Below are 22,947 nucleotides of genomic sequence, written 5' to 3'. Positions count from 1 at the left end.
TCCGGGTTAGTCTGTCTGTCATGGCCGACAACCCGGACGTTCGCATTGGTACCGCCGAACGCGAGCAGGCGCTCTCCAACCTGAGTCAGCACCTGAGCGACGGGCGCCTCACTCTCCCCGAGTTCGACGAGCGCAGCGCAGTGGTGACGGCAGCGACAACGCGTGGCGAGTTGGATTCTGTTTTCACCGATCTCCCCACCCCCTCGCTGGCACCGACGGCGTCTCGGCCACTGGATATCTCGAAGTCGGCGGAACCCACCGTAGAACCGGCAGCCCCGGCGGTGGTGGATGGCTGGGACTGGCGCAAAGCCACCCTGGCAGCCGCACCGATAGTCGCGCTGATCCTGTTCTTCGTGGTGCCGGTGTCCAACAGCTGGTTGTTCTTCCTACTCATTCCTCTGACCGGTGCCCTGCTGTTCGGTGGCGATCGCTCCAGGCGGCGCGATCGGTGACGGCGAAAGTACTTCTCTTCGACGTCTTCGGCACGGTCGTCGATTGGAGAACCAGCGTTGCGGCTCAGTGTGCGCACGCAGTGCCCGACGGCGTCGACTCCTACGCGTTCGCCGACCGTTGGCGCAGTCTCTACCAACCGTCGATGGAGGAAGTCCGGTCCGGTGCACGGGAGTTCGTCCGTCTCGACGTGCTTCACCTCGAAAGCCTGCGGACGGTGCTCGACGAGTTCGGCGTGCGTTTGCCCGCCGAGGCCGTTGCGGAGTTGAACAGTGCATGGCATCGACTGACACCGTGGCCGGACTCGGTCTCCGGACTCGAGCGGTTGAAGTCGCAGTTCGTCATCGCTCCCCTCTCCAACGGCAACATCTCGCTGCTGTTGGACATGGCGAAGAACGCCGGATTGCCGTGGGACGCGATTCTCGGCGCCGAGCCGGTGCGCGCCTACAAGCCGAGCCCCGAGGCATACCTCCGCACAGCCGACCTCCTCGGTGTCCCACCGGAGCACTGCATGATGGTCGCCGCGCACAACAGTGACCTCGACGCGGCGCGTGCATGCGGATTCCAGACCGCCTTCATCGCCCGCCCCACCGAGCACGGACCTTCTCAGTCGACGGATCTGACGGCGGAGTCGGACTGGACTCATAGCGTTTCGTCGATCGTCGAACTGGCTTCGGCGCTGGGATGCTGAACAGATCGAGAATCGCTCGATTACACGTCTGCAACCAACCCCGCTAGAGTTGTCCCTCGGTGCGCCGGGAAGTCTGGTCGGCATGAATTGACCATGCCCGAAAGTCGTTGCCCCACTGCTGTGGGTGATGACGTTGCGAAAGGCCATCATGCCGACATCTCCGACACCGCGAACACTGTTCTCCCGCGGTTCGTGGTCCGAAGCCAGTCGTATCGCCGCAGTACTCCGCAAAGAAACGGTAGGCGGAGTTCTACTACTCGTCGCTGCCGTCGCGGCACTCGTCTGGGCGAACTCGCCGTTGTCCGACAGTTACCGAACCTTGATGAACTTCACGATCGGGCCGTCCTCGGTTCATCTGAATCTCACCGTCTCGACGTGGGCAGCCGACGGACTGCTCGCGATCTTCTTCTTCGTCGTCGGCCTCGAACTCAAACGCGAGTTCGTCGCGGGCGACCTCCGCGATCCGAAGCGCGCAGCGCTTCCCATCGCGGCCGCGGTCGGCGGAATGATAGTTCCCGCACTGATTTTCGTGCTCGTTAACCGCAACACCGGTGACGGCGCGCTGCAGGGATGGGCCATTCCCACAGCGACCGATATCGCGTTTGCTGTGGCCATTCTCGCCGTGATCGGGACCCATCTACCCACTGCACTGAGGACGTTCCTTCTTACTCTCGCCGTTGTCGACGACTTACTCGCGATCACCGTCATCGCGATCTTCTACACGGACGAGGTGAACTTCGTAGCGCTCGCTCTCGCTGTGATCCCTCTCGGTCTGTTCACGATCGCCGTTCAGAAACGAATACGATCGTGGTGGATCCTCATCCCGCTCGCAGTCGTCACGTGGGTGTTGGTACACGAGTCGGGCATCCACGCCACCGTCGCAGGAGTACTACTGGGGTTCGCGGTTCCCGTGGTTCGAAGCCGTGCGGCAGGCGGACCCGATGCCGGCCCCGGACTGGCCGAACACTTCGAACACCGCATTCGCCCTCTCTCCGCCGGCGTCGCTGTTCCTGTGTTCGCTTTCTGCGCGGCAGGCGTGACTGTCGGCGGTTTCAGCGGACTGACCAGCGCGATCACCGACCCCGTCGCACTCGGAATCATTGCAGGCCTGGTGATCGGCAAGACCGTCGGGATTTTCGGCGTCACCTTCCTGCTCTCGAAACTCACCAGAGCATCGCTGGACAGCACCGTCAGGTGGGTGGACGTCGTGGGAATCTCCATGCTTGCCGGCATCGGATTCACCGTGTCGCTGCTGATCGGCGACCTCGCCTTCGGACCAGGCACCGAACGCGACGACCACGTCAAGATCGGTGTGCTCGCAGGATCGATCATGGCGGCCCTGCTGGCCTCGGCCCTCCTTCGAGCGCGCAACACGGTGTACCGGAAGATTCACGAGGACGAGACGCGAGATGACGACCAGGACGGGATTCCTGACGTTTATCAGCAGCGAAACCCCTGAGAAGCGACTTCCTTCAGTCGTCCCGACGTCCACACGCGGACCTCGTGTTCTCGTTGACAACCCGGTACGAAGTCATCGATAGTCGTGATCCACACCGGTTGCCCAGCGCGAGCATTCGACGGCGATGACGTCGTCGCGATTGCGGAGAAATTCTCGGGCTCCCTTGTCCCCCGTTGCGCCGGCGGCGACTGCGGCCCAGTGCTCGCGTCCGAACACCACCGGGTGACCGGGAGATCCGTCGAACACTGCCCGTGCGAGTCCGGTGGCGTCTGCTGCTGCCAGGACGGCGCGCACCACCTCCGCGCCGACGTCGGGGGTGTCCACCACGTGGACGACGGCGAATTCTGCGTCGCCTGCGGCGGCGAGACCGGCCTTCAGTGACGCGCTCATGCCTTCCTGCCAGTCGGCTGCGAACACGGCGCGAGCGGGTGCGGGGACGTCGGCGTCGGCGGCACCGAGAACGACCACCACGTCGGCACAACCTCCGTCCATCAATGCCTGTACGGCCGCGGCCAGCCAGTCGCCGTCGTGGGCGAGGACCTTGGGCGAGCCGTATCGGTGTCCTGCACCTGCGGCCAGCAGCACCCCGACTGCATCTGGAACCACCGCGCACCCTCCGTTTGGACATTCGCACAACGACTGCGGCCGGACGGCCGATCATTATTGTGCCCGCTCGACTCGCGGCATCTCCTGCGATGGCGGATTCTGTTATCACTTCTCCTGCAGCGTGGCAGGACTTCGATATCTGTTCGCTACCGCGAGGTGCCCACATGTCCGTTCTACCGATCAAGCGTCGCCGTGTTCATCCTGTCGACGAAGTGTTGCCCGTCCCCAAACTCGCCGCGTACGGCTTCCAGCATGTGGTCGCGTTCTATGCGGGCGCCGTGCTGGTGCCGATCATCATCGGCAGCGCGATCGGACTGACCAACGAACAGTTGATTCACCTGATCAACGCCGACCTGTTCACGTGCGGAATCGCGTCGATCATCCAGTCCGTGGGGTTCTGGAAGATCGGCGTGCGCCTCCCACTTCTGCAGGGCGTGACGTTCGCCGGAGTGTCACCGGTGATCGCGATAGCGATGGCGAACGGCGGCGGCACCGAGGGGTTGCTGTACGTCTACGGAGCCGTCATCGTCGCGGGGCTCGTCACGTTCTTCATGGCGCCGTACTTCAGCAAGCTTCTGAGGTTCTTCCCGCCCGTCGTGACCGGGACGGTGATCACCATCATCGGCGTCGCACTGCTCCCCGTCGCCGTCAACGACGCGGTGACCAATCCCGCCACGCACGAGCAGGATCCGACGAACGGACGATGGATGGCGTACGCCATCGGCACCCTGTTGATCATCGTGCTGATCCAGCGCTTCTTCAAAGGATTCATGGCGACCATCGCGGTGTTGCTCGGTTTGGTGATCGGAAGCGCCGTCGCGTTCGTTCTGGGAGACATGAGCTTCGACGGCACCGGTGACGCATCGTGGGTGGGCTTCACGCAGCCGTTCCTGTTCGGCGCTCCGAAGTTCAGCGTCATCGCGATCATCTCGATGATCGTCGTCATGCTGATCATTGCCGTCGAAACCACCGGAAGTGTCTATGCCACCGGCGAAATCGTCGGGAAGCGGATCAAAAAGGACGACATAGCGGCAACCCTGCGCGCGGACGGCGTGGCGACGGTGATCGGCGGGACGTTCAACTCGTTCCCCTACACCGCGTTCTCGGAGAACGTCGGACTGGTGCGTCTCACGGGAGTTCGGAGCCGGTGGGTCGTGGCGGCGGCGGGCGCAATCATGATTCTGCTGGGGCTACTGCCGAAAACCGCCGCGGTCGTTGCGTCGATCCCGCCGCCCGTGCTCGGCGGTGCGGCGCTGGCTCTGTTCGCGACGGTTGCCGTGGTGGGAATCCAGACGCTGTCCAAGGTCGATTTCACCGACCACCGCAATTTGATCATCGTGGCAACCAGCCTGGGCCTCGCGATGTTGGTGACGATCCAACCGACGGTGTCCCAGGGCGTGCCTGCATGGCTCGAGATGCTCTTCGGCAGCGGTATCGTCCTCGGAGCCGTCACGGCGATCGTGTTGAACGTGTTGTTCTTCCATCTCGGCAGTCGCGGCCAGGCCGTGGCAGGTGGACCGGGCAAGGGAATCACCCTGGACAAGGTCAACGCGATGACTCCCGACGAATTCGCCTCGACGTTCGGCGGTTTGGTCCAGGGCACCCCGTGGGTGGTCGAGCGCGCGTACCAGCAGGCACCGTTCGCCGACGCGCACAGCCTGCGGGAGGCGTTCCAGGAATCCTTGCTGGCCGGGACGACGGAGGAGCAGGTGGAGCTGATCAACAGTTACCCCGACCTCGGCAGCGAGGATGCGACGGGAACGCTGCACGCGGCAGATCACGTCGGACTGTCCAATCTGGAGGAAGACGAGCACGACAGCATCGTCCAACTTGCGGCGGAGTACCGGCAACACTTCGGATTTCCGCTCGTGATCTGCGCCAGGGAGACCGAACGCTACGACAGAGTTCTCGCCAACGGGTGGTCGCGCATGGAGAATGCAGTCGCGGCCGAGCGATCGTTCGCGATGATCGAGATCGCCAAGATCGCGAACTATCGCTTCGACGACCTGGTCGCCGACGCCAACCCCATCGCCGCCGCCCGCTTCGGTCGGCTGACCGAGCACAGATAGCGAGATGCGTTGTTACACGAATGGATAGGTCTGGACGGGTTCAACGAACTGTCGGACCGACAGGCGATGCACGCTCTGTTCGAGTGCTGCTCGTCGTCGATCTGGGCTCGACGGGTCGCCGGGTCTCGGCCGTTCTCGTCCCGAGATCAACTGCTGGACCGTGCCGATCGAGTGCTCGCCGAGCTCCCGGAAGCGGAGATCGACCAGGCGCTCGACGGCCACCCCAGGATCGGCGGGCGGGCGGACAACAGCTCCTCTCAGCGCGAACAGGCGGCTGTGCAGAGTGCAGGATCGGATGTACTGGCCGAGCTCGCCGAGGCCAATCGCAAGTACGAGGCGCAGTTCGGGCACGTGTACCTGGTGTGCGCCACCGGACGGTCGGCGACGGAGTTGCTCGCTATCCTCGAAGAGAGATTGGGGAACGACCCCGAAACCGAGCGACGGGTGCTGCGCGTGGAACTGGCCAAGATCAACAGAATTCGGCTCAATCGTGTACTGGGGCCGCAGCAGTGAGCGGGATCAGCACGCACGTTCTCGACGCGGTCGCCGGGACTCCCGCAGTCGGGATACGAGTCGCGCTGTTCCATCCGGTGGACGGACAGATCGCGACAGCCGCCACCGACGCCGACGGACGGGTGCCGGAGCTGGTGCCCGGACCGCTCGATGCCGGCACCTACCGTCTGTCTTTCGACACCGGCAGCTACTTCGACGTCCACGGCACGGCGACGTTCTATCCGGAGGTGTCGATCTCGTTCGCTGTGACCGACCCGGATGCGCACCACCACGTTCCATTGTTGTTGTCCCCGTTCGCCTATTCCACCTATCGCGGGAGCTGAGATGACCGACCTGAACGGCAAGATCGTCCTCGGGGCCAACCAATACGGTAAAGCCGAGAACCGAGTCGTACGGATCTACCGCGACACTCCGCGACACGAGATCCACGACATCAACGTTTCGAGTGCGCTGCGCGGCGACTTCTCACCCGCTCACCTCGTCGGCGATCAGTCGAACGTTCTACCGACGGACACGCAGAAGCAGACGGCGTACACGTACGCCAAGGCCAAGGGCCTGTTGCACATCGAAAGTTACGGGCTCGACCTCGCCCGGCATTACGTCGACGATGTCGAGCCGGTAGAGGGCGCCCGCATCGAGCTCGAGGAGTACGCCTGGCAGCGGGTGGTCGTCGACGGAGCCGAGCACAACCACACGTGGACACGCAAGGGTGAGGAGATCCGCACGTCCGCGGTGACCGTCGAAGGCAAGGGCGAACACCAGAAGACCTGGGTCGTCAGCGGTTTCAAGGAACTGATCATCCTCAAGTCCACCGGGTCGGAGTTCGCGGGCTTCCTGGAGGACGAGCTGACCGTGCTCGAGCCGACCCACGACCGGGTGATGGCGACGTCTCTCACCGCACAGTGGCGCTACACTCGCACCGACGTGGACTGGGACGGAGTCCACGCGGGCGTGAAGGCTGCGATGATCGAGCGTTTCGCCAATCTGCAGTCGCTTGCACTGCAGCAGACGTTGTACGCGATGGGTGAGGCGGTACTGCAGAAGTATCCGTTCATCGCAGAGATTCGGATGTCGGCACCGAACAAGCATCATTTCCTGTACGACACAGCACGTTTCGGTGTCCCCAACGACAACGAGGTGTTCAACGCCGACGATCGACCCTACGGTTTGATCCAGGCGACCGTCGAGCGCGAGGACGCCCCGGACGCCGGCAGTGCGTGGCGCACCTATTCGGTGGTCGGCTGAGCACCGGTAGCTACTGCAGAACCTGCTCGGCCCACTCGACGAGAGGGGCCATCTTCCGCCACGACTCACGGACCCGTGCAGCGGCTTTCGGTGTTTCGAGCCAGGCCGGCGAACCGAAATGCCTGCTGACGGTCAGGGTCTTGTGGCGGAGCAGATCGATCCGCGGGTGGTCGGCGTCGTACCCTCGGGGTTTGGTCTTGAGCTGATCGCCGCTGATCTCGAAGCCTGCTTTCTGCATCGCGGCGACGATGCTCTCGAGTTCGGTCCCGCGCACCTCGGTGTCGACGGCGCCGCGGAACCGGGCGATTCCGTCGGCGTCCGCGTGGTAGAAGCCGCCCGCGACGAAGAGCCCGGCCGGGTCGATCTGGACGTAATACCCCAGGGCCGAGCCCCGCGCGACGAACGCACCCTGGTGCGCTTTGTAGGGCGTCTTGTCCTTCGAGAATCGGACGTCTCGGTACGGCCTGAACATCTTCGCAGGACCGAACTCGGACTCGAGTTCGGCAAGTAGCGCCGTCATCGGTTCTTTCACCGAGTGTTGGTAGACGTCCTTGTGGGCGTTCCACCACACTTTGCTGTTGTCCGCTTCCAGGTCCTCGTAGAAGTCGAGAGCGGCGAAAGGAATCCCCGTGAAAGCCATGGGGACGATTCTAGGTGTGCGGCGGTGCCACCGATTGCAGTGCCAGGTAGACGTCGACGCGGTCCACCGTGGACCCCATATCACGGCCGAGCAGTTCTTCGACACGCTTGATCCGGTAGCGGACGGTGTTGAGATGGACGTGAAGCACATCGGCTGTCTTGTTCCACGACCCGCCCTGGGCCAGGAATTCGCGCAGGGTGTCGAGAAGTCCGGAGTCGCCGTCGTAGCGCAGCACCGGACCGAGGACACGCTCGGCGTATTCGCGTCGGACACGGTCGGGAAGAATCGACACCAGCGACACCGCCGAGTCCAGGTCGCCCGCGGCGACGACAGCGACCTGTTTCTCACTCGCCCTCGCCACGTCCGACGCGTGACGAGCGGAATGAATCGCTCCTTCGAGTGCCGAGCCTGTCACCTCGGAACTGACGCCGACCACGAGCCTGCTCCTCCCGATCCCCGCAGCCAGCCTGCGCAGTCTCGTCCGCAGAACGGGCACGATGTCGACGGCTTTGGTTGTCACGATCCCGACGATGTCACCGCGGCTGCCGCCACCGACGCATCCACCGCCGAAGGACGTCAGAGTGTCCGACAGAACGGTCCTGAGCAGTTCGTGCATGTCACCTCGACCGACGAAGACCGCACTGATCACGACGAGTGGTTGTTCGGGATCGACGCCGGCTTGGCGAAGCCGTACGAGCGTCTCGGATGTGGACCAGTCCTCTTCCAGCAATCGCACGGCCTGGTCGGCGATTTCGCTTCGCACGAGGCGGCCTTCCTCCCTGCGAGCGCGATCGAGAGCGGCGATCGACGCGAGCTGGCCGAAGGCGTCGGAGATCGCCGGCCCGAAGGTCCGGTAGTCACCGGAGACGGCGAGAAACCAGCGCATTGCTCTGGTGGACAGCGCCGCACCGACACCGAAGATGCTGTGGACGCGGCCTCCTGCGAGGGTGACCGTCGCGGGCAGGCTGTCGGCGGACAGGGCGCAGCGGGTCAGCGCATCGACGTCCTCGTCGGAGAAGGGGGTCGCTTCGACGACGAGTCGACGCCCGGTCGCGGTGAAGATCGAGCACTGCATTCCGGTCTCGCGTGTGGTGTGGACGGCCAGCTCGTCGAGGGCACGGCCGTCGGCGACAGCCGTCAGGAGCTGCCGTTGTCGCATGAGCGAGGTGTTCAACGCGGCAATCCTGTCGCCCGACACCCGGTCGACGAGGAACTCCGTCAGATCGCCGAACGACACCGATGCCGGTACGGCGAGCAGTGGAAGTCCGTGCCGCTCGCACGCGTCGACGAGATCGACCGGAACGTGGCCGAGCAACCCCTCGCCGGCGGCCAATGCCACAGCGCCCGAGTCGAACACTGCCCGAACGAACGCGTCCGAATCCTCGGGCGCTCGGCGCCACACGAGTCCGGTGATGACCAACTCGCCGCCCGCGATGTAGCGAGACGGGTCCGGTAGATCGGTCGTGAACGTCCATTTGACGGTTCGCTCGTACGCCGCCGTGTCCGTGGTCAGCATGCGGATGCCGAACTCCGGAACCGCGAGCAGGTCTTTGACCTGCATGTTCACCTCCGACGTTCCCCGGCTTTGTAGGAACGGACAATATCCGCGGAGTGTTTCGGTCGCGTTTCGGTCGTATCGCATCAGTACGCCGCCGTCGTAACAGATGTTCACTAGAGTTCGCATCAGGTCACGCAGGCTCCGCTCCTGCGGCTTGGAAGGGTCACTCCGCAGGCTCCGCTCCTGCGGCTTGGAAGGGTCACTCCGCAGGCTCCGCTCCTGCGGCTTGGAAGGGTCACTCCGCAGGCTCCGCTCCTGCGGCACAGGAAGGCAGTGAAGGATGGACCTGGGAACGATTGCCGACGTGGTGATTCCACGCATGCGGTCCGATGTTCCTCCCGGCCGCGACGACACTGCGGTCATTGCCGGTGGAACCTGGTTGATGTCGGAGAAACAGGACCATCTGACGCGTCTGGTCGACATCACCGGTCTGGGTTGGCCGCCGCTCGTGGTGAACGACGCCGGATTGACCGTCGCGGCGACCTGCACGATCGAGACACTTGCGTCGGCGAGCGTCGAGCGGGACTGGCCGGCGACCGGGTTGTTCGCCCAGTGTGCGACAGCATTGCTGGCGTCGTTCAAGATCTGGAAGGTCGCCACCGTCGGAGGCAACATCTGTCTCTCTCTGCCCGCGGGTGCGATGATCTCACTCGCGACGGCTCTGGACGGCGTCGCGACGGTCTGGGCGGACGACGGTTCCGAGTACACCGTCCCGGTGGTCGACATGGTGACCGGGCCCCACGAGAATGCCCTGCGGGTGGGCGACGTGCTGCGCAGCGTTCGCTTCACCGCCGAGTCGCTTTCCGCGACAACCGCTTTCCGGAAAGTCGCCCTCTCCCCGCTCGGACGCTCCGCGACGGTGGTCATCGGGCGTCGCGATGCCGACGAACAGTTCGTCATCAGCGTGACGGCCGCGACGAGACGCCCGTACGTACTTCGCTTTCCCGGGCTGCCGAGCCAGGACGAGTTGAGAGGAACTCTCGCCGCGAGTATTCCCGACACTGCCTGGTACGACGACCCCCACGGAGCGCCGGATTGGCGTCGACACATCACGATCGGCTCGGCTGCGGAGATTCTGGAGGAACTGACGTGCTAGTCGGCATCAACGGAACACCCACCGAATGTTCCCCTCGCCCAGGACAATGCCTGCGCACCATGTTGCGTGATCACGCGCATTTCGAGGTCAAGAAGGGGTGCGACGCCGGGGATTGCGGCGCCTGTTCGGTGCTTGTCGACGGAGAGCCGGTGCATTCCTGTATCTTCCCGGCGTTTCGTGCCGCCGATCGACAAGTGACCACCGTCGCGGGGCTGGGCACTCCCGAGGACCTGCATCCTGTCCAGCGACGATTCGTCGACGCGGGCGGCTTCCAATGCGGTTTCTGCACAGCGGGCATGGTGGTCACGGCGTCGACGCTCGACGAAGGAGTGGATCTGCCCCGCGACGATCTCGCGCAGAAGCTCAAGGGCAACCTGTGCCGCTGCACCGGGTATCGCAGCATCGCCGACGCGGTGCACGGCGTGGTGAACACCGAGAAGGTCACCGACGGTCCGTCGTCGGGTCGGTCACTGTCTGCTCCTGCAGCGACGCGAATCGTCACCGGAACCGAGGAATACACACTCGACATCACGCCGACCGGGCTTCTGCACGCCAGTGTTCTGGGCAGCCCACATCCGCACGCCCGAGTGGTATCGATCGACACGTCGGCGGCCGAGGCGCTACCCGGAGTCAGACTGGTTTTGACCTCCGCGGACAGCCCGGACCGGCTGTTCTCCACCGCCCGTCACGAGCAGCGGACGGACGACCCGGACGACACTCGTGTGATCGACACGGTGATGCGTTTCAAGGGGCAACGCGTCGCCGTGGTCGTCGGAGAGACCCTGGCCGATGCCGAGGCAGGGTGCCGAGCGCTCGAGGTGGAGTACGAGGTCCTGCCAGCGGTGTTCGATCCTGAGGAAGCCTCGCTACCCGGGGCGCCGCTCGTGCATGCGGACAAGGGGCAGGAGTCGAGGATCGCGGACCCGTCGCGCAATCTCGTTGCCGAACTGCACGGTGGAATCGGCGACGTCGACGCTGCCGTCGCCGATGCCGATGCCGTCGTCACCGGCCGATTCACCACACAACGAATCCAGCACGTTCATCTCGAGACGCACGGCACGATCGGATGGATCGACGACGCCGGGCGCCTGACATTGCGGACGAGCACGCAGGTCCCGTTCCTGGTGCGCAACGAAATCTGCGAGATCTTCGGTCTTCGCCCCGACCGCGTCCGGGTGTTCACCGCCCGCGTCGGCGGTGGATTCGGCGGGAAGCAGGAATTGCTGACCGAGGACATCGTTGCACTCGCAGTGTTGAGAACGGGCTCGCCCGTCCAGTTCGAGTTCACCCGCGGCGACGAGTTCACCGTCTCACCGTGCCGTCACCCGTTCCAGGTCGACGTCACGGTGGCAGGCACGGCCGACGGCGTCCTGACCGCGCTGGCGGTCGACGTGATGACCGACGCAGGGGCCTACGGAAACCACTCCCCCGGCGTCATGTTCCACGGGTGCGGAGAATCGGTCGCCGTCTATCGATGCGCCAACAAGCGTGTCGACGCGAAGTCCGTGTACACCAACAACATTCCGTCCGGCGCGTTTCGTGGGTACGGGCTGGGCCAGGTGATCTTCGCGGTCGAGTCCGCCATCGACGATCTGGCACGCGAGCTGGACATCGATCCCTTCGAGTTCCGACGCCGCAACGTCGTGGTGCCGGGTGATCCCCTCGTGGCCGCGCATGTCGAGGGAGACGATCTGATGTTCGGAAGCTACGGCCTGGACCAGTGTCTCGACCTCGCCGAGCGCGCGTTGAGGGAGGGCAACGGTGTCGGAGCTCCACCGGGATGGAAGGTCGGCGAGGGAATGGCGATCGCGATGATCGCAACCATCCCGCCGCGTGGACACTTCGCGGAGGTCACCGTATCGCTCGGTCACGACGGAACTTACGAGATCGGCATCGGCACAGCAGAGTTCGGCAATGGGACGACTACGGTGCACACGCAGATCGCCGCGACGGAACTCGCCACGTCTCCCGACCGGATCGTCGTCCGGCAGTCCGACACCGATTCCGCGACATACGACACGGGTGCCTTCGGATCGGCCGGGACCGTCGTGGCGGGCAAAGCGCTCCTGGCAGCGGTCAGGCTCCTCTCCGAACGCATCAGCGACGTTGCTGCGTCGGCGTTCGGCGTCGCGCCGGAGACATGCATCCTCGGGCCGGAGGGTGTGCACTGCGCGGATCGCTTCATGTCTTTGTCCGGTGTCCTCGCCGCAGCGGGCGGGACACTGACGGCGTCGGGTGACAGTGGCGGCGTCCCCCGCTCGTTGGCGTTCAACGTCCACGCCTTCCGCGTCGCAATCGAGGAGAGCACCGGCACCGTCCGCATCCTGCAGTCGATCCAGAGCGCCGACGCAGGCACCGTCATGAATCCCCAACAGTGCCGTGGCCAGGTCGAAGGCGGCGTGGCTCAGGGCATCGGTTCGGCGTTGTACGAGGAGATCCAGACCGACGGGGCGGGCACGGTCGTCACCGATTCCATTCGCAGCTACCACGTCCCGCAATTCGCCGACATCCCTCCGACCGAGGTGTACTTCGCCGACACGTACGACCAGCTCGGCCCGTTCGGCGCCAAGTCGATGAGCGAATCACCGTACAACCCGGTCGCCCCGGCGCTGGCGAATGCAATCAAGGATGCGATCGGATCACGGCTTCATGCCCTTCCGCTCTCCTCGGATCGGGTCTGGCGCTCACTCGACGGCTGAGAACGGGGCGTCTGGAAGACCTTCCAGTTCGTCGTCAGCCGCCAGTAGAGGTAGGAGACAAGGCCGATGGGAATGGGAAGGAACCACGTCGCGAATCGGAACACCAACACGGCCGCAACGAGTTCCGCCTGCTGACCGGTGGACAACCCGACCCCGAGCACGGCGATCAACGCGGCCTCGGCGACGCCGAGGCCACCCGGCGTCGGGGCAACGAACGCTGCGAGCGACATCGCCCCGAACGCCACGAAGATTCTGTCCCACCCGATGTCGTCGTGCTCTAGACCGGCCATCCGAACCGACACACCGAGCACTGTCGCGCCGAGCACCTGCGTCAGTACCATCGTGGCCGTCAGCGACCTCCAGGACGTCCGAACTTCGGCGAGTAGGTCGGCGCGGAAGTGCGCGATCTGCTCCTCCATGTCCCGAGCCTGGATTCTGGTGATGCGCTTGGCTATGGCACCGCGCATCCGTGTGAGCAGCCGGCCGAGGGCACGAGCAAATCGATCGCTCGTCAGGATGCATCCGATCGATGCGCAGATGGCCGTCACGACCACGCACGCGCCGACGGCAATCCACACCACCGACCCGGACACCGAGCCGAACACGACGAGTACGACGAGCGCGATCGCCATGACTCCGTAGCGCGAAAGGTTGGTCCACAACCCCACGGCGAGAATCGAGGTAGTGCTCGCGGCGAGCGTGAACCCCCACGATCGATACATCGCAAACGTCAATCCCGTTGCGACGGTGCCACCTTCGGGGACAGTGTTGGCGAGCGCCGACGACGCGGTTCGCGCTACCCCGGCACGCGGCAGGTCGAGCCCCGGGAGAGTGTAGGTCATGGGCTTGAACATCGATGCGAGGTAGACGAGACCGAGACCGGAGACGACGAGAACGTGGGTGAGGGAGATGGATCCGATGGCGTCGGACACTGCACCGGAGTTACCGACGGTCCGGTAGAGGAGCCACATCACCAGTCCGACCACTCCGTACGACAGGACGGCGGAGACAACCTTGCGCACTCCCGACCGCGTCATCGGTCGTAGAACGTCTGCAGAATTATGGTGCTGCGGGTACGAACGTTCGCGGTCGCTCGAATGTCCTGAAGCAGATGTTCGAGTGCACGCGGTGACGAGGTTCGCACCAACAGGACGTAGCTTTCCTCACCGGCGACCGAGTGACACGACTCGATCGCGGTGATGTGCCGGAGGCGGGCAGGCGCGTCGTCGGGCTGCGCCGGATCGATGGGGGTGATCGCAACGAACGCAGACAGCGGTCGCCCCAACGCTTCCGAGTCGACCTGTGCGGTGTAGCCACGAATGACTCGTCTCGATTCCAGACGGCGCACACGCGATTGCACCGCCGACACCGACAGGCTTGCCTTCTCGGCCAGAGTCGCAAGGGTCGCGCGGCCGTCTGCGACGAGTTCGTCGATGATCAACCGGTCGATCCGGTCGAGGTTTTCACTCACCTGCGCAATGTAGCCCAGAACGCCCGGTTTCGGCGGAGTGGACTACAGGAAATCCGCACCGGGAGCGAGCTAGGATGTGTCCGTGTCGTCCTGGCCGGAACGTGCTCGAGAACTCGCCGATTCGGTACTGTTCCCTGCCGCCGACTCCGTCGACGTCGACGGTGAGATCCCCTCCAGCCATTTCGACATCTTGGCGGCGGAGGGCTTCTACGGGCTCGCATCCGACCGCGGTGAACCGCTGGGGCCGGACGAATTGCCGCTCGTCGTCGAAACCCTCTGCGCCGGTTGCCTGGCAACCACCTTCACCTGGATGCAGCACAACGGCGTCGTCATGTCGCTCTCGCACACGAGCAACACGTCGTTGCGCACGCGGTATCTCGACGGCGTGATCGATGGATCCATCAAGGCGGGTGTTGCCTTCGCAGGCGCGATACCTCGGCCGCCCAAGCTGTATGCGCGCCGAACCGACACCGGCTACGTGCTGGACGGACACGCGCCGTTCGTTACGGGATGGGGCATAGTCGACATCCTTCAGGTCTCCGCGCGCGACGAGTTCGACGATTCCATCGTGCACCTCGTCATCCCCGCCACGGATGCGGCCGGTATCGAGGTCGAACGCCTGACGCTGATCGCCGTCGACGCGAGCAACACGGTCCGGTTGCTGTTCGACGGCGTCGAGGTGCACGATTCTCAGGTCGTGTCCGTCGTGACGGACGAGGAATTTCAGTCCGGACAGATTTACGGGTCGTACCTCAACGGGTGCATGGCAATGGGTGTTGCTCGGCGCGCCATCACTCAGATGGACGACATCGGAACCGATACCTCGTCGTTTCGTCTGTCCCATTCCCGGCGCCGCGCTGCGTTCGACGACGCCCTCGCCGGCAGGTACGACATGTTCGCGGCGCGGGCGGAAGCGTCGGAACTGGCGATGCGGGCGGCGGCGGCGCTGGTGACCGCCACCGGTTCGGGAGCAATCGTCGGGCACGGCACGCCGGAGCGTCTGATGCGGGAGGCTACGTTCACTCTCGTCGGCGCGGGACGGCCCCGGATCAAAGCCGAACTACTCCAGACCCTGCGGAGTGACCCAGCCGGCAGGAGCGGACGGTAGCGGTCAGACGAAGAGTGGGGGTAGAGCGAACACCATCACCGTCGACCAAGCGACGTGAGTCAGCATCGGCGCCAGGATGCCGCCGGAGGACCGGCGCTGGAGCGCCAACACGAATCCGAGGGTGATAGCGGCGAACGCGAGCATCGGGTTGCCGCTGGCGAGGGTGACGACCGTGTAGACGAGCGTCGAGATCAGTACCGGCTTGCGGCGTCCGATCGCAGCGAAAAGTGCGCCTCGGAAGAAGATCTCCTCGGCTACACCGTTGAGAAGCGTGATGAACACGATCAGACCCATCGACCCCATCGTTGCGTGCGCCAGCACGTTGGCGACGAAGTCCGCGAGAGGCGGAATCTGGCGAACGACGAGCCCACCGACGACGAACACACCGCCGGCAGCAAGGCCGATGAGTATCGGTGTGATGATCGGCCGACGCATGGAGCCGTTGAACGTGATGCGTCCGAGGTGGAGCGGGCCGGAGACGAATCCGCCGATGATCCACGTTGCCGCCAGCGCGATCGTCAGCGGGTAGAAGGCGTTGTCCCCCGGGCTCACCGACAGGGACACACCGAGAAGAACTGCTCCGACGACGAGTGTGATGCCGACGACGATGCGTCGGCGAAGGAAAGCGCGATCGGACTGCCGGTGATCACGGTCGACCTTGTCCACGAGCGCGGACTTCATCACGTCGACCACCGTGGTCTGCCACGTCGCCATCAAGCCTCCTCGTCCCCGCCGTGTTCGTCGTTCGATCCCCCGCGCACGCGTCGTATCACCGATCTCGCGCGTTCCGAAACACCGCCGACGACGTCGAGGTTGGTGCGCACCACCGCTGCCACCGGCCACGAGTACAGCATTTTGCGTGCACCGAGGGCTTCGAGCAGGCTCCACGTCTCGTCGGACGACGCTGCGACGCCGTAGCGGCGGATTCCGATTGCGTCGCCGCCGCTCCAGACCGCGTCGGTGTGTGCGAGCCGGAGCGGATCCTTGGACGCACGAACTCCCGGCGGCTCACCGACGGTGCCAAGAACACTGCGACGCATCGCTTCGTCGATAGTGGTCCGACCGCCCTCCTTCTCCCCCACGAGATCGACGATCCGACTTTCGGTCGCCGTCATCGTGTTGTGAAGGGAATGAACGAGGTCCTCGGCCAGGGCATCGGGCACTGGGATGATCTTCCCGATGACACGACCTGCGAGGCCGGTGGGGACGCCGGGAGTGGACACCCCGATCCGCGTCAGGCCGGCCGCGTCGACGTAGGCGAACAGTAGGTCTCGGTAGGGCACCACGTCGGGCCCGCCGATGTCGTATGCACCCGCGGGCACCTCCTGCCTGGAAGCCAACAGGTAGAACAGGACGTCGTCGACGGCGATGGGCTGCACGGGCCGATTCAGCCAGCTCGGTAGCGGCAACACCAGCAGGCGATCGGCGAGATAGCGCAGCATCTCGTAGGACGTCGAGCCTGCGCCGAGGACGATCGCGGCCTTGAGCCACACCACCTCCACGCCGTCGACGTCGAGTGCTTCGCCGACATCGGCGCGGCTTCCGAGGTGCTCGGACAGCGCTTCGCCTTCCGGAGCGAAACCGCCGAGATAGACAATTCTCCTGACACCGGCCGCTGCCGCCGCTTCGGCGAACTGCCCCGCCGAACGCAGGTCCTGGGATCGGTAGTCTTCCTGGCCGATGGCGTGCACCAGGTAGTACGCGGTATCGATGTCGCCGGCGGCGTCGAAGGCGTCGGCCAGCGAGCTCGTGTCACCCGCATCGAGCGCCACCGTCTCCACCTCGGCTCGCCAGTCGAAGCGATCGAGGCTTTCCGGCCGACGAGACGCAGCCACGACGGTGTCGCCGTCGTCGAGCAACGCGGCGACCAGACGCGAACCGATGTACCCACTTGCCCCCGTCACGAGAACTCTCATGCTCGCCAAGGCTAACCGGCTCGCGACACTTGTGCCGAAGGTGTGCTCGGCGCCGCATTGTCGGCCGCGGTGTGCGTCGGTGGACGAACGCGGTGTGGCATTGTTTGACACATGGCGTTGGTGCTCGCAGGCGTGCGGCTTCCCGATCCTGCCGGCGGCCTCGTCGCTGCGAGGATCGGACTCGACGTGGTGCGATACGGGGTGCGGTGGACCCGGGACACAGCTGTCTTCGCACTCGGACTTCCCGGCCGCATCGAGGCGCTTCTCGACGAGGTGACAGCGCTGATGGCCCGAATCGACGCCGTCGTCGACGCTGCCGAGCTCGTCGTCGCCGAGGCTGCGACGACCACCCGCTCGGCGGAAGGTGTGGTCGATTCCGCGTCCAAGGCGTCGGTGACCGCACTGCAGCTGGTCGAACTGTTCGACCCGATAGCGCAGCGCTCCGCGCCGTTCGCGAAGAAATTCGTCGACCACCTCGACGAGAACGAGGTCGATGCGGCCATCGCCATGGTCGACCAACTCCCCGGACTCGTCGAGCACATGGAAGCGGTCATACCCATCCTGGCAACCCTCGATTCCGTCGCACCGGAGATCCACGAATTGCTCGGCGTGACAAAGGATGTCCGTCGCGCAGTGATCGGCATACCCGGGTTCAAATTCTTCCGCAACCGAGGCCAGGATCGACTGGACGAGGAAGAAGGCCGCGACTGATCGTCCGCGACCCTCCTCGACTCGATCACTCCGGTACTACTTGCTCTCCGGGACTACTTGACGAACGCGAACTCGTCACCACCGTGGTACTTCGCGAGGGTCTCGGAGATGGACCGCCTGGACGGCGGGTGAAACGCGTAGGCCTGCAACGCAGCTGCGAGGTACCCGATGTCGGGCGAGGTGATGAATCCGATTCCGCCGAGGGATTCCATCGCTGTCGAACTCGCCCGAACCAGCGCATCCCGAATAGCTATGCGGCAGAACAGCAGTCGCGCGGAGATGTCCTGGCCCCGTTCACCGTCGTCGACGGCACGTGCCACGCTCTCGATAGCCGCGATGCTGTTCTCGATCTCCGCCGCAGCTCGGGTGTAACCCTCGTAGTCACCTTTGTCCTGCGCAAGCATCTTCTCCAGCAGCATCGTCGCAGCGCCGAGGTAGTTGGCGCTGATCAACATTCCGAACCACAGGTACCCGGTCATCTCGTGGACGCCGTCCGGGTCGTCGTCGCTGTTGAGCAGCACCAGGTCCGCCGGTACCTCGACATCGCGGAGAACGACCTCGTCGCTCTGCGAGCCTTCGAGGAACGGCGTCTCCCAGAACTTCGTGACGGACACTCCGTCGAGCGACGCGGGGATCAAGGCAACTGCGCGTTCGCCGTCCTTCGCGCCGACACCTTCGACCTCGACGCTGGCCGTCAACAGATCCATCGAACCGGACAGGCTGCAGGGCTTCTTGCTTCCGTTGATCACGTACACGTCGCCGACACGCTTCGCCTTCATCGTGGGAATGAAGACGCTGCCCCCCGGGGTGCCTTCCGAGAACCCCGACGCGATCACGGCCTTCTGCTCGATGAGCGATTTCATCAGCGCACGATCTTCTTCGCTGGCTCCCGTGGCGAACTCGTTGAGCGACGCGATCGACAGATGGTGCATGGTCGTCGCCGCTCCGAGCGACGGCGATCTCGATCCGATCGCCCGCTGTGCGCGCACGGCGTCGAGCGCGGAGGCGCCGCTACCGCCCAGCTCCGTGGGAACGATGAGCGAGGTGCCGCCGAACTCCTTGAATTTGGCGATTGCTTCGCCGTCCCTGCTTTCGAGGTCTTTCAGTGGCGTGCGGTCCAGATAATCTAGTAAACCCGGAATGTATTGTTCCAGAATTTCGCGTTCTCGAACCATCAATGCAGTCATGACTCTCCCTAACAATTTGAAATTCGCATGGCAGACAAAGGTGAATCGAATTCGCAACCTCGTGCTCACTACCCACCGTTCTACCAGGCAAAACATCCAAGAGTAGGTAAACTTCCCCCCTTTTCGAAACTGGGCGACGAGTTTGTTATGGCCTCCCACCTGGAGTAATGAAAATTTGTTTGATTCGAACCAATCCTGCCCATCCCATGGAGCCGAATCACTTCTCGAATTCGCGACCATCGTTCGACGACCGACTCCAAACCCACCCTGTGTCAGGAGAACCTGCAGCGATGACCGTCAACCGATTGATCAAACGACTCGACGGCGACGACCGAGTCGACCTCCTTCGCGCCGTGCGCGAATCCGACGTGAGCCCGTACTTCCGCGTCATGGAGTCCGCCACCGCACCCATCGTCCAGGTGGAAGGCAAGGACAAGATCATGCTGGGCTCCAACAATTACCTGGGGCTCGCCGACCACCCGGACATCACGCAGGGCGCGCAGGACGCACTCGACACCTTCGGCTCCGCCATCACCGGCAGTCGACTGCTCAACGGCACCATGGACATTCACCTGGAGCTCGAGAACGAGATCAAGGAATGGCACGGCACCGAGGACGCGATGGTGTTCACCACCGGTTACCAGACGAACCTCGGAACGATCGCCGCCGTCGTGGGTAAGGGCGACGTGATCGTGGTCGACTCTGCCGCACATGCGTCCATCCGCGACGGAAGTCAACTGTCCGGAGCAACCATTCGCAAATTCGCTCACAACGACATGGCCGACCTCGAACTCCAACTGCAGGGGCCTGTCGTCGGCGACGGTGCCGTCCTGGTCATCGTCGACGGCCTGTACTCGATGGAAGGTGACCTGGCTCCTCTGGACCAGGTGACAGCACTGTGCACGAAGTACGGTGCTGCGCTGATGGTCGACGAGGCCCACAGCCTCGGCATCTACGGCGAAAGCCTCACCGGCGCGGCGGAATTGTTCGGCACGGCAGGCGACACCGACATCAGAATGGCGTCTCTGTCCAAGAGCCCCAGCTCCACCGGAGGCTTCATCGCAGGATCCCACGACCTCCTCGACAGTCTTCGAATACATGCGAGAGCATTCCTGTTCACGACATCGGGCGTGCCCGCCGCAGTCGGCGCGTCCCTCGCGTCGATCAAGCTCATCAGGAGCGAGGAAGGCCGTCAGCGAGCGCGTCGGGTGTTGGAACACGCCGAATCCTTGCGCAGTGGACTCGCTGCCGAAGGACTCGATGTCGGCGCCAGGTCCCCGATACCGGGAGGAGACACCGCGTCACCGATCGTCTCGCTGCACATCGGGGACGACCTCACCGCAATGAATCTGTGGCGTCAACTGTTCGACAACGGTGTCTTCACCTCGGCGGCCCTACATCCGGCGGTCCCCCGCAACGGTGCGCTGCTCCGACTCTGCGTGATGGCCTCCCACACCGACGAACAGATCCGAACCGCCATCGCCACCATCGCAGAGACAGTCGCGGAGTTGCCCTCGTGACCCTTCGCATCGCTGTCACGGGCGCAACGAGCGATTTCGCCGCAGCGATCCTGCCTTCCCTGCTCGCCGACGACGACGTCGACTCCGTGGTCGGGATCGCCCGGCGTCCGCTCCGAATGCAGCATTCCAAACTCGAATCGGTACGTGCCGACATACGGTCACCCCGACTCGAAGAAGTTTTTCGAGGCTGCGACGTCGTCATCCATCTGGCCTTCGTCGTCGAAGAATTACGCGACAAGACCGAGACACACGACATCAACCAACGTGGCTCACGGAACGTTCTCGATTCCGCGTACGCCGCAGGGGTGGGCAGGCTCGTGATCACCTCGAGCATCAATGCGTACGGTGCGGACATTCACGACAAGCCCCTCGACGAAAGTCACTACCCCGCCGGCGATCCCGACAGGTATTACTTCCACGACAAAGCAGAGGTGGAGCACTACGCGGAGTGGTGGCTCCGCCGCCACCCCGGCGAGATGGCTGTATCCATGTTGCGACCGACGTACATCATCGGTCCCGACTTCGCCAACGACGGCATCGATCAGTTCACCGGCCGGGTCGGTGCATTCCCACAGGCGGACCGGGCCAGCTACCAGTTCCTGCACCAGAACGACCTGGCCGACGCCTTCCACCGCGCCGCCAAGCAGGACCTGATCGGCCCCTACAACGTGGGCCCACGCGACTGGACGCCGGTCCGCGAACTTGCGCGTATGCAGGGCCAGATCCTGTTCGACGTGCCCGAGAAACCTGCCGTGGCGGCTGCGAATCTCGCATTCCGACTCGGACTCACCCCGTTTTCTGGTCAGTGGGTCACTGCGGGCGAGCCCGTCGTGGACTCCACTGCGCTGAGCGAGAAAACCGGCTGGACACCCACTCTCACCTCACACGAGTGCGCCGCCGTCATGGTCCTGTTGCAGGGCAAGCCGATTCTGGGCGCCGAGCACGCCCTGACCAGCCAGAACGCCTGCGAGGCAGCACTGGAACCGGCATCGAGGTTCGTCGGCACCGTCGGCGGTGAGCACGTGTCGATCACAACGACCTCGGGTCGGCTTCACATCGAACTGCATCGAGGCTCGGCACAGGGACCGACTGTTGTCGTGCCCGTGCGCCCTGGACTGCATGCCCGCTATCTGACACCTGTCGCCCAGGAACTCGCCCGCGCCGGCATCACCACCGTCCTGCTCGACCTACCAGGTCACGGGCTCAGCACGGGGCCGCGAGGACGCGTCACTGCCGCGGAATTCGACGACGCCGTCGCCAACGCAGCCGACTACGCGCGACTGAACTTCGGATCGACCGTCACCGTCGTCGACATCGGAGATCGCACGCCCGCACCGAAGCAGACGTTGCGCAGACTCCGGCGGCACCACCCCGTCAATCCCGCCGACGGACTACTTCCCCGTCGTGTACGCGCCCACGACCTCCGCGGGCGTACCAAGACCCGAACAACCACCGCGACATCCGTCGACGAGGTCATCGATCTCGTCGGTGGAGCAGCCGAACCCACCAGCTCACGCGCCCACTCCTCGGTACGGTAGATCTGCCGGGGCCGCTCGCCGTCCGCGACGACAATGCCTCGCGTGCCTCGGCATCCGCCGCGGCCCGGTTGCGCTTCCACTGCGTCACCCAGTCCTCGACGTCGACCGGGCCGATCGGCACCAGCGGCGGCGATGGCATACGGATCCACGCCACGACACGCGCATTGAGGTCCTGCAACGCTTCTCGAACCGACGACTCCTGACGCAGCTCGATCAACGTGGTCGGAAGTTTCTCGATCTCCTTGCGCAACTGCAGAGACTCGGGCAGCAATGCGTCCGTCGACAGGTTCTCCCGCTTCAGAAACCCTTTCACCCACCACAGATCGTCGTGAGCCGAACTGGGCAACGGTTTACCCGCCCCCTCGAGATTCTCGAACTCGCCGCGCTCCTGCGCCTCGCGGATCTGTCGGTCCACGAAGGACTCGAACGTCACCCCTGGTTTCTTCCGTTCCACCACTGCTGCACCGCCG

Annotated in this window: 22 protein-coding genes; 13 read left to right on the top strand and 9 right to left on the bottom strand. The window is 64.4% G+C overall.

Annotation, left to right across the window (positions count from 1 at the left end; translation table 11 throughout):
* Window positions 1-20: 20 nt before the first annotated feature.
* From ACFULT_RS23675 to nhaA, 3 genes are all read left to right on the top strand, one after another.
* Window positions 21-452 (top strand): DUF1707 domain-containing protein, encoded by a 432-nt coding sequence (locus ACFULT_RS23675; protein ID WP_094626514.1) that lies wholly within the window; start codon window positions 21-23, stop codon window positions 450-452.
* Complete coding sequence (locus tag ACFULT_RS23670; RefSeq protein WP_037111199.1) at window positions 449-1,141, top strand: haloacid dehalogenase type II; 693 nt, start codon at window positions 449-451, stop codon at window positions 1,139-1,141. Before ACFULT_RS23675 ends, ACFULT_RS23670 begins: the two co-directional genes overlap by 4 nt.
* A 127-nt stretch (window positions 1,142-1,268) precedes the next feature.
* Entirely contained in the window at window positions 1,269-2,600 is a 1,332-nt protein-coding gene (gene nhaA, locus ACFULT_RS23665; protein WP_378482710.1) for a Na+/H+ antiporter NhaA, read from the top strand.
* A gap of 72 nt (window positions 2,601-2,672) precedes the next feature.
* Here the strand turns inward: nhaA and ACFULT_RS23660 are convergent, their stop codons facing one another.
* Window positions 2,673-3,206 (bottom strand): NTP transferase domain-containing protein, encoded by a 534-nt coding sequence (locus tag ACFULT_RS23660; RefSeq protein WP_037111201.1) that lies wholly within the window; start codon window positions 3,204-3,206, stop codon window positions 2,673-2,675.
* A 164-nt stretch (window positions 3,207-3,370) separates the two neighbouring features.
* Here ACFULT_RS23660 and ACFULT_RS23655 point away from each other — a divergent pair, with 164 nt between their 5' ends.
* The 4 genes from ACFULT_RS23655 to pucL are packed head-to-tail and all read left to right on the top strand — an operon-like array spanning window position 3,371 to window position 7,033.
* Window positions 3,371-5,275: a solute carrier family 23 protein gene (locus ACFULT_RS23655; protein WP_378482709.1), complete on the top strand. Its 1,905-nt coding sequence runs from the start codon at window positions 3,371-3,373 to the stop codon at window positions 5,273-5,275.
* 9 nt (window positions 5,276-5,284) lie between these two features.
* Complete coding sequence (uraD, locus tag ACFULT_RS23650; protein WP_019666165.1) at window positions 5,285-5,788, top strand: 2-oxo-4-hydroxy-4-carboxy-5-ureidoimidazoline decarboxylase; 504 nt, start codon at window positions 5,285-5,287, stop codon at window positions 5,786-5,788.
* Window positions 5,785-6,111 carry a hydroxyisourate hydrolase gene (gene uraH / locus ACFULT_RS23645; RefSeq protein WP_037111203.1) on the top strand — a complete coding sequence of 109 codons (327 nt, stop codon included), beginning with the start codon at window positions 5,785-5,787 and terminating at the stop codon, window positions 6,109-6,111. The genes uraD and uraH overlap by 4 nt, the downstream gene beginning before the upstream one ends.
* 1 nt (window position 6,112) lies before the next feature.
* On the top strand, window positions 6,113-7,033 hold the full coding sequence (gene pucL / locus ACFULT_RS23640) for a factor-independent urate hydroxylase (RefSeq protein WP_037111204.1): 921 nt from the start codon (window positions 6,113-6,115) through the stop codon (window positions 7,031-7,033).
* Between the two features lie 10 nt (window positions 7,034-7,043).
* On the opposite strand, the gene ACFULT_RS23635 is transcribed toward pucL, so the two are convergent.
* Window positions 7,044-7,673, bottom strand: coding sequence for a DUF2461 domain-containing protein (locus ACFULT_RS23635; RefSeq protein ID WP_378482708.1), 630 nt, complete (start codon window positions 7,671-7,673; stop codon window positions 7,044-7,046).
* Window positions 7,674-7,683: 10 nt separating this feature from the next.
* Window positions 7,684-9,234, bottom strand: coding sequence for a PucR family transcriptional regulator (locus tag ACFULT_RS23630; protein WP_378482707.1), 1,551 nt, complete (start codon window positions 9,232-9,234; stop codon window positions 7,684-7,686).
* A gap of 277 nt (window positions 9,235-9,511) precedes the next feature.
* Between ACFULT_RS23630 and ACFULT_RS23625 the strand changes: the two genes are divergently transcribed.
* The gene (locus ACFULT_RS23625) at window positions 9,512-10,327 is read left to right on the top strand and encodes an FAD binding domain-containing protein (RefSeq protein ID WP_094719076.1); all 816 of its coding nucleotides are present in this window, start codon (window positions 9,512-9,514) and stop codon (window positions 10,325-10,327) included.
* The gene (locus tag ACFULT_RS23620) at window positions 10,321-13,026 is read left to right on the top strand and encodes a molybdopterin-dependent oxidoreductase (RefSeq protein WP_378482706.1); all 2,706 of its coding nucleotides are present in this window, start codon (window positions 10,321-10,323) and stop codon (window positions 13,024-13,026) included. The genes ACFULT_RS23625 and ACFULT_RS23620 overlap by 7 nt, the downstream gene beginning before the upstream one ends.
* Here ACFULT_RS23620 and ACFULT_RS23615 read toward each other — a convergent pair.
* Complete coding sequence (locus ACFULT_RS23615) at window positions 12,975-14,063, bottom strand: lysylphosphatidylglycerol synthase domain-containing protein (protein ID WP_037111211.1); 1,089 nt, start codon at window positions 14,061-14,063, stop codon at window positions 12,975-12,977. The genes ACFULT_RS23620 and ACFULT_RS23615 overlap by 52 nt on opposite strands.
* On the bottom strand, window positions 14,060-14,497 hold the full coding sequence (locus tag ACFULT_RS23610) for an Lrp/AsnC family transcriptional regulator (protein ID WP_037111212.1): 438 nt from the start codon (window positions 14,495-14,497) through the stop codon (window positions 14,060-14,062). The genes ACFULT_RS23615 and ACFULT_RS23610 overlap by 4 nt, the downstream gene beginning before the upstream one ends.
* A gap of 76 nt (window positions 14,498-14,573) precedes the next feature.
* Between ACFULT_RS23610 and ACFULT_RS23605 the strand changes: the two genes are divergently transcribed.
* Complete coding sequence (locus ACFULT_RS23605) at window positions 14,574-15,605, top strand: acyl-CoA dehydrogenase family protein (RefSeq protein ID WP_378482705.1); 1,032 nt, start codon at window positions 14,574-14,576, stop codon at window positions 15,603-15,605.
* Between the two features lie 3 nt (window positions 15,606-15,608).
* Here ACFULT_RS23605 and ACFULT_RS23600 read toward each other — a convergent pair whose 3' ends face one another.
* Window positions 15,609-16,319: a CPBP family intramembrane glutamic endopeptidase gene (locus ACFULT_RS23600; RefSeq protein WP_019666176.1), complete on the bottom strand. Its 711-nt coding sequence runs from the start codon at window positions 16,317-16,319 to the stop codon at window positions 15,609-15,611.
* Complete coding sequence (locus ACFULT_RS23595) at window positions 16,319-17,521, bottom strand: NAD(P)H-binding protein (protein ID WP_378482704.1); 1,203 nt, start codon at window positions 17,519-17,521, stop codon at window positions 16,319-16,321. The genes ACFULT_RS23600 and ACFULT_RS23595 overlap by 1 nt, the downstream gene beginning before the upstream one ends.
* 111 nt (window positions 17,522-17,632) lie before the next feature.
* Between ACFULT_RS23595 and ACFULT_RS23590 the strand changes: the two genes are divergently transcribed.
* Window positions 17,633-18,232, top strand: a complete 600-nt coding sequence (locus ACFULT_RS23590; protein ID WP_019666178.1) for a hypothetical protein — start codon at window positions 17,633-17,635, stop codon at window positions 18,230-18,232.
* Between the two features lie 53 nt (window positions 18,233-18,285).
* Here ACFULT_RS23590 and ACFULT_RS23585 read toward each other — a convergent pair whose 3' ends face one another.
* Window positions 18,286-19,419, bottom strand: a complete 1,134-nt coding sequence (locus ACFULT_RS23585; RefSeq protein WP_037142780.1) for an acyl-CoA dehydrogenase family protein — start codon at window positions 19,417-19,419, stop codon at window positions 18,286-18,288.
* A 290-nt stretch (window positions 19,420-19,709) separates the two neighbouring features.
* Here ACFULT_RS23585 and ACFULT_RS23580 point away from each other — a divergent pair, with 290 nt between their 5' ends.
* On the top strand, window positions 19,710-20,939 hold the full coding sequence (locus ACFULT_RS23580) for an aminotransferase class I/II-fold pyridoxal phosphate-dependent enzyme (protein WP_378482703.1): 1,230 nt from the start codon (window positions 19,710-19,712) through the stop codon (window positions 20,937-20,939).
* Window positions 20,936-22,477 carry an NAD-dependent epimerase/dehydratase family protein gene (locus ACFULT_RS23575; RefSeq protein WP_378482702.1) on the top strand — a complete coding sequence of 514 codons (1,542 nt, stop codon included), beginning with the start codon at window positions 20,936-20,938 and terminating at the stop codon, window positions 22,475-22,477. The genes ACFULT_RS23580 and ACFULT_RS23575 overlap by 4 nt, the downstream gene beginning before the upstream one ends.
* Here the strand turns inward: ACFULT_RS23575 and ACFULT_RS23570 are convergent.
* Window positions 22,413-22,910 (bottom strand): DUF1992 domain-containing protein, encoded by a 498-nt coding sequence (locus tag ACFULT_RS23570; protein WP_052059321.1) that lies wholly within the window; start codon window positions 22,908-22,910, stop codon window positions 22,413-22,415. The genes ACFULT_RS23575 and ACFULT_RS23570 overlap by 65 nt on opposite strands.
* Between the last annotated feature and the right edge of the window lie 37 nt (window positions 22,911-22,947).

It is taken from the genome of Rhodococcus sp. NPDC057297 (assembly GCF_042667435.1).
In the GTDB taxonomy this organism is placed as follows: Bacteria; Actinomycetota; Actinomycetes; order Mycobacteriales; family Mycobacteriaceae; genus Rhodococcoides.
The sequence above is the reverse complement of the archived record's forward strand: the minus strand, read 5'-3'. Positions and strand labels throughout refer to the sequence as shown.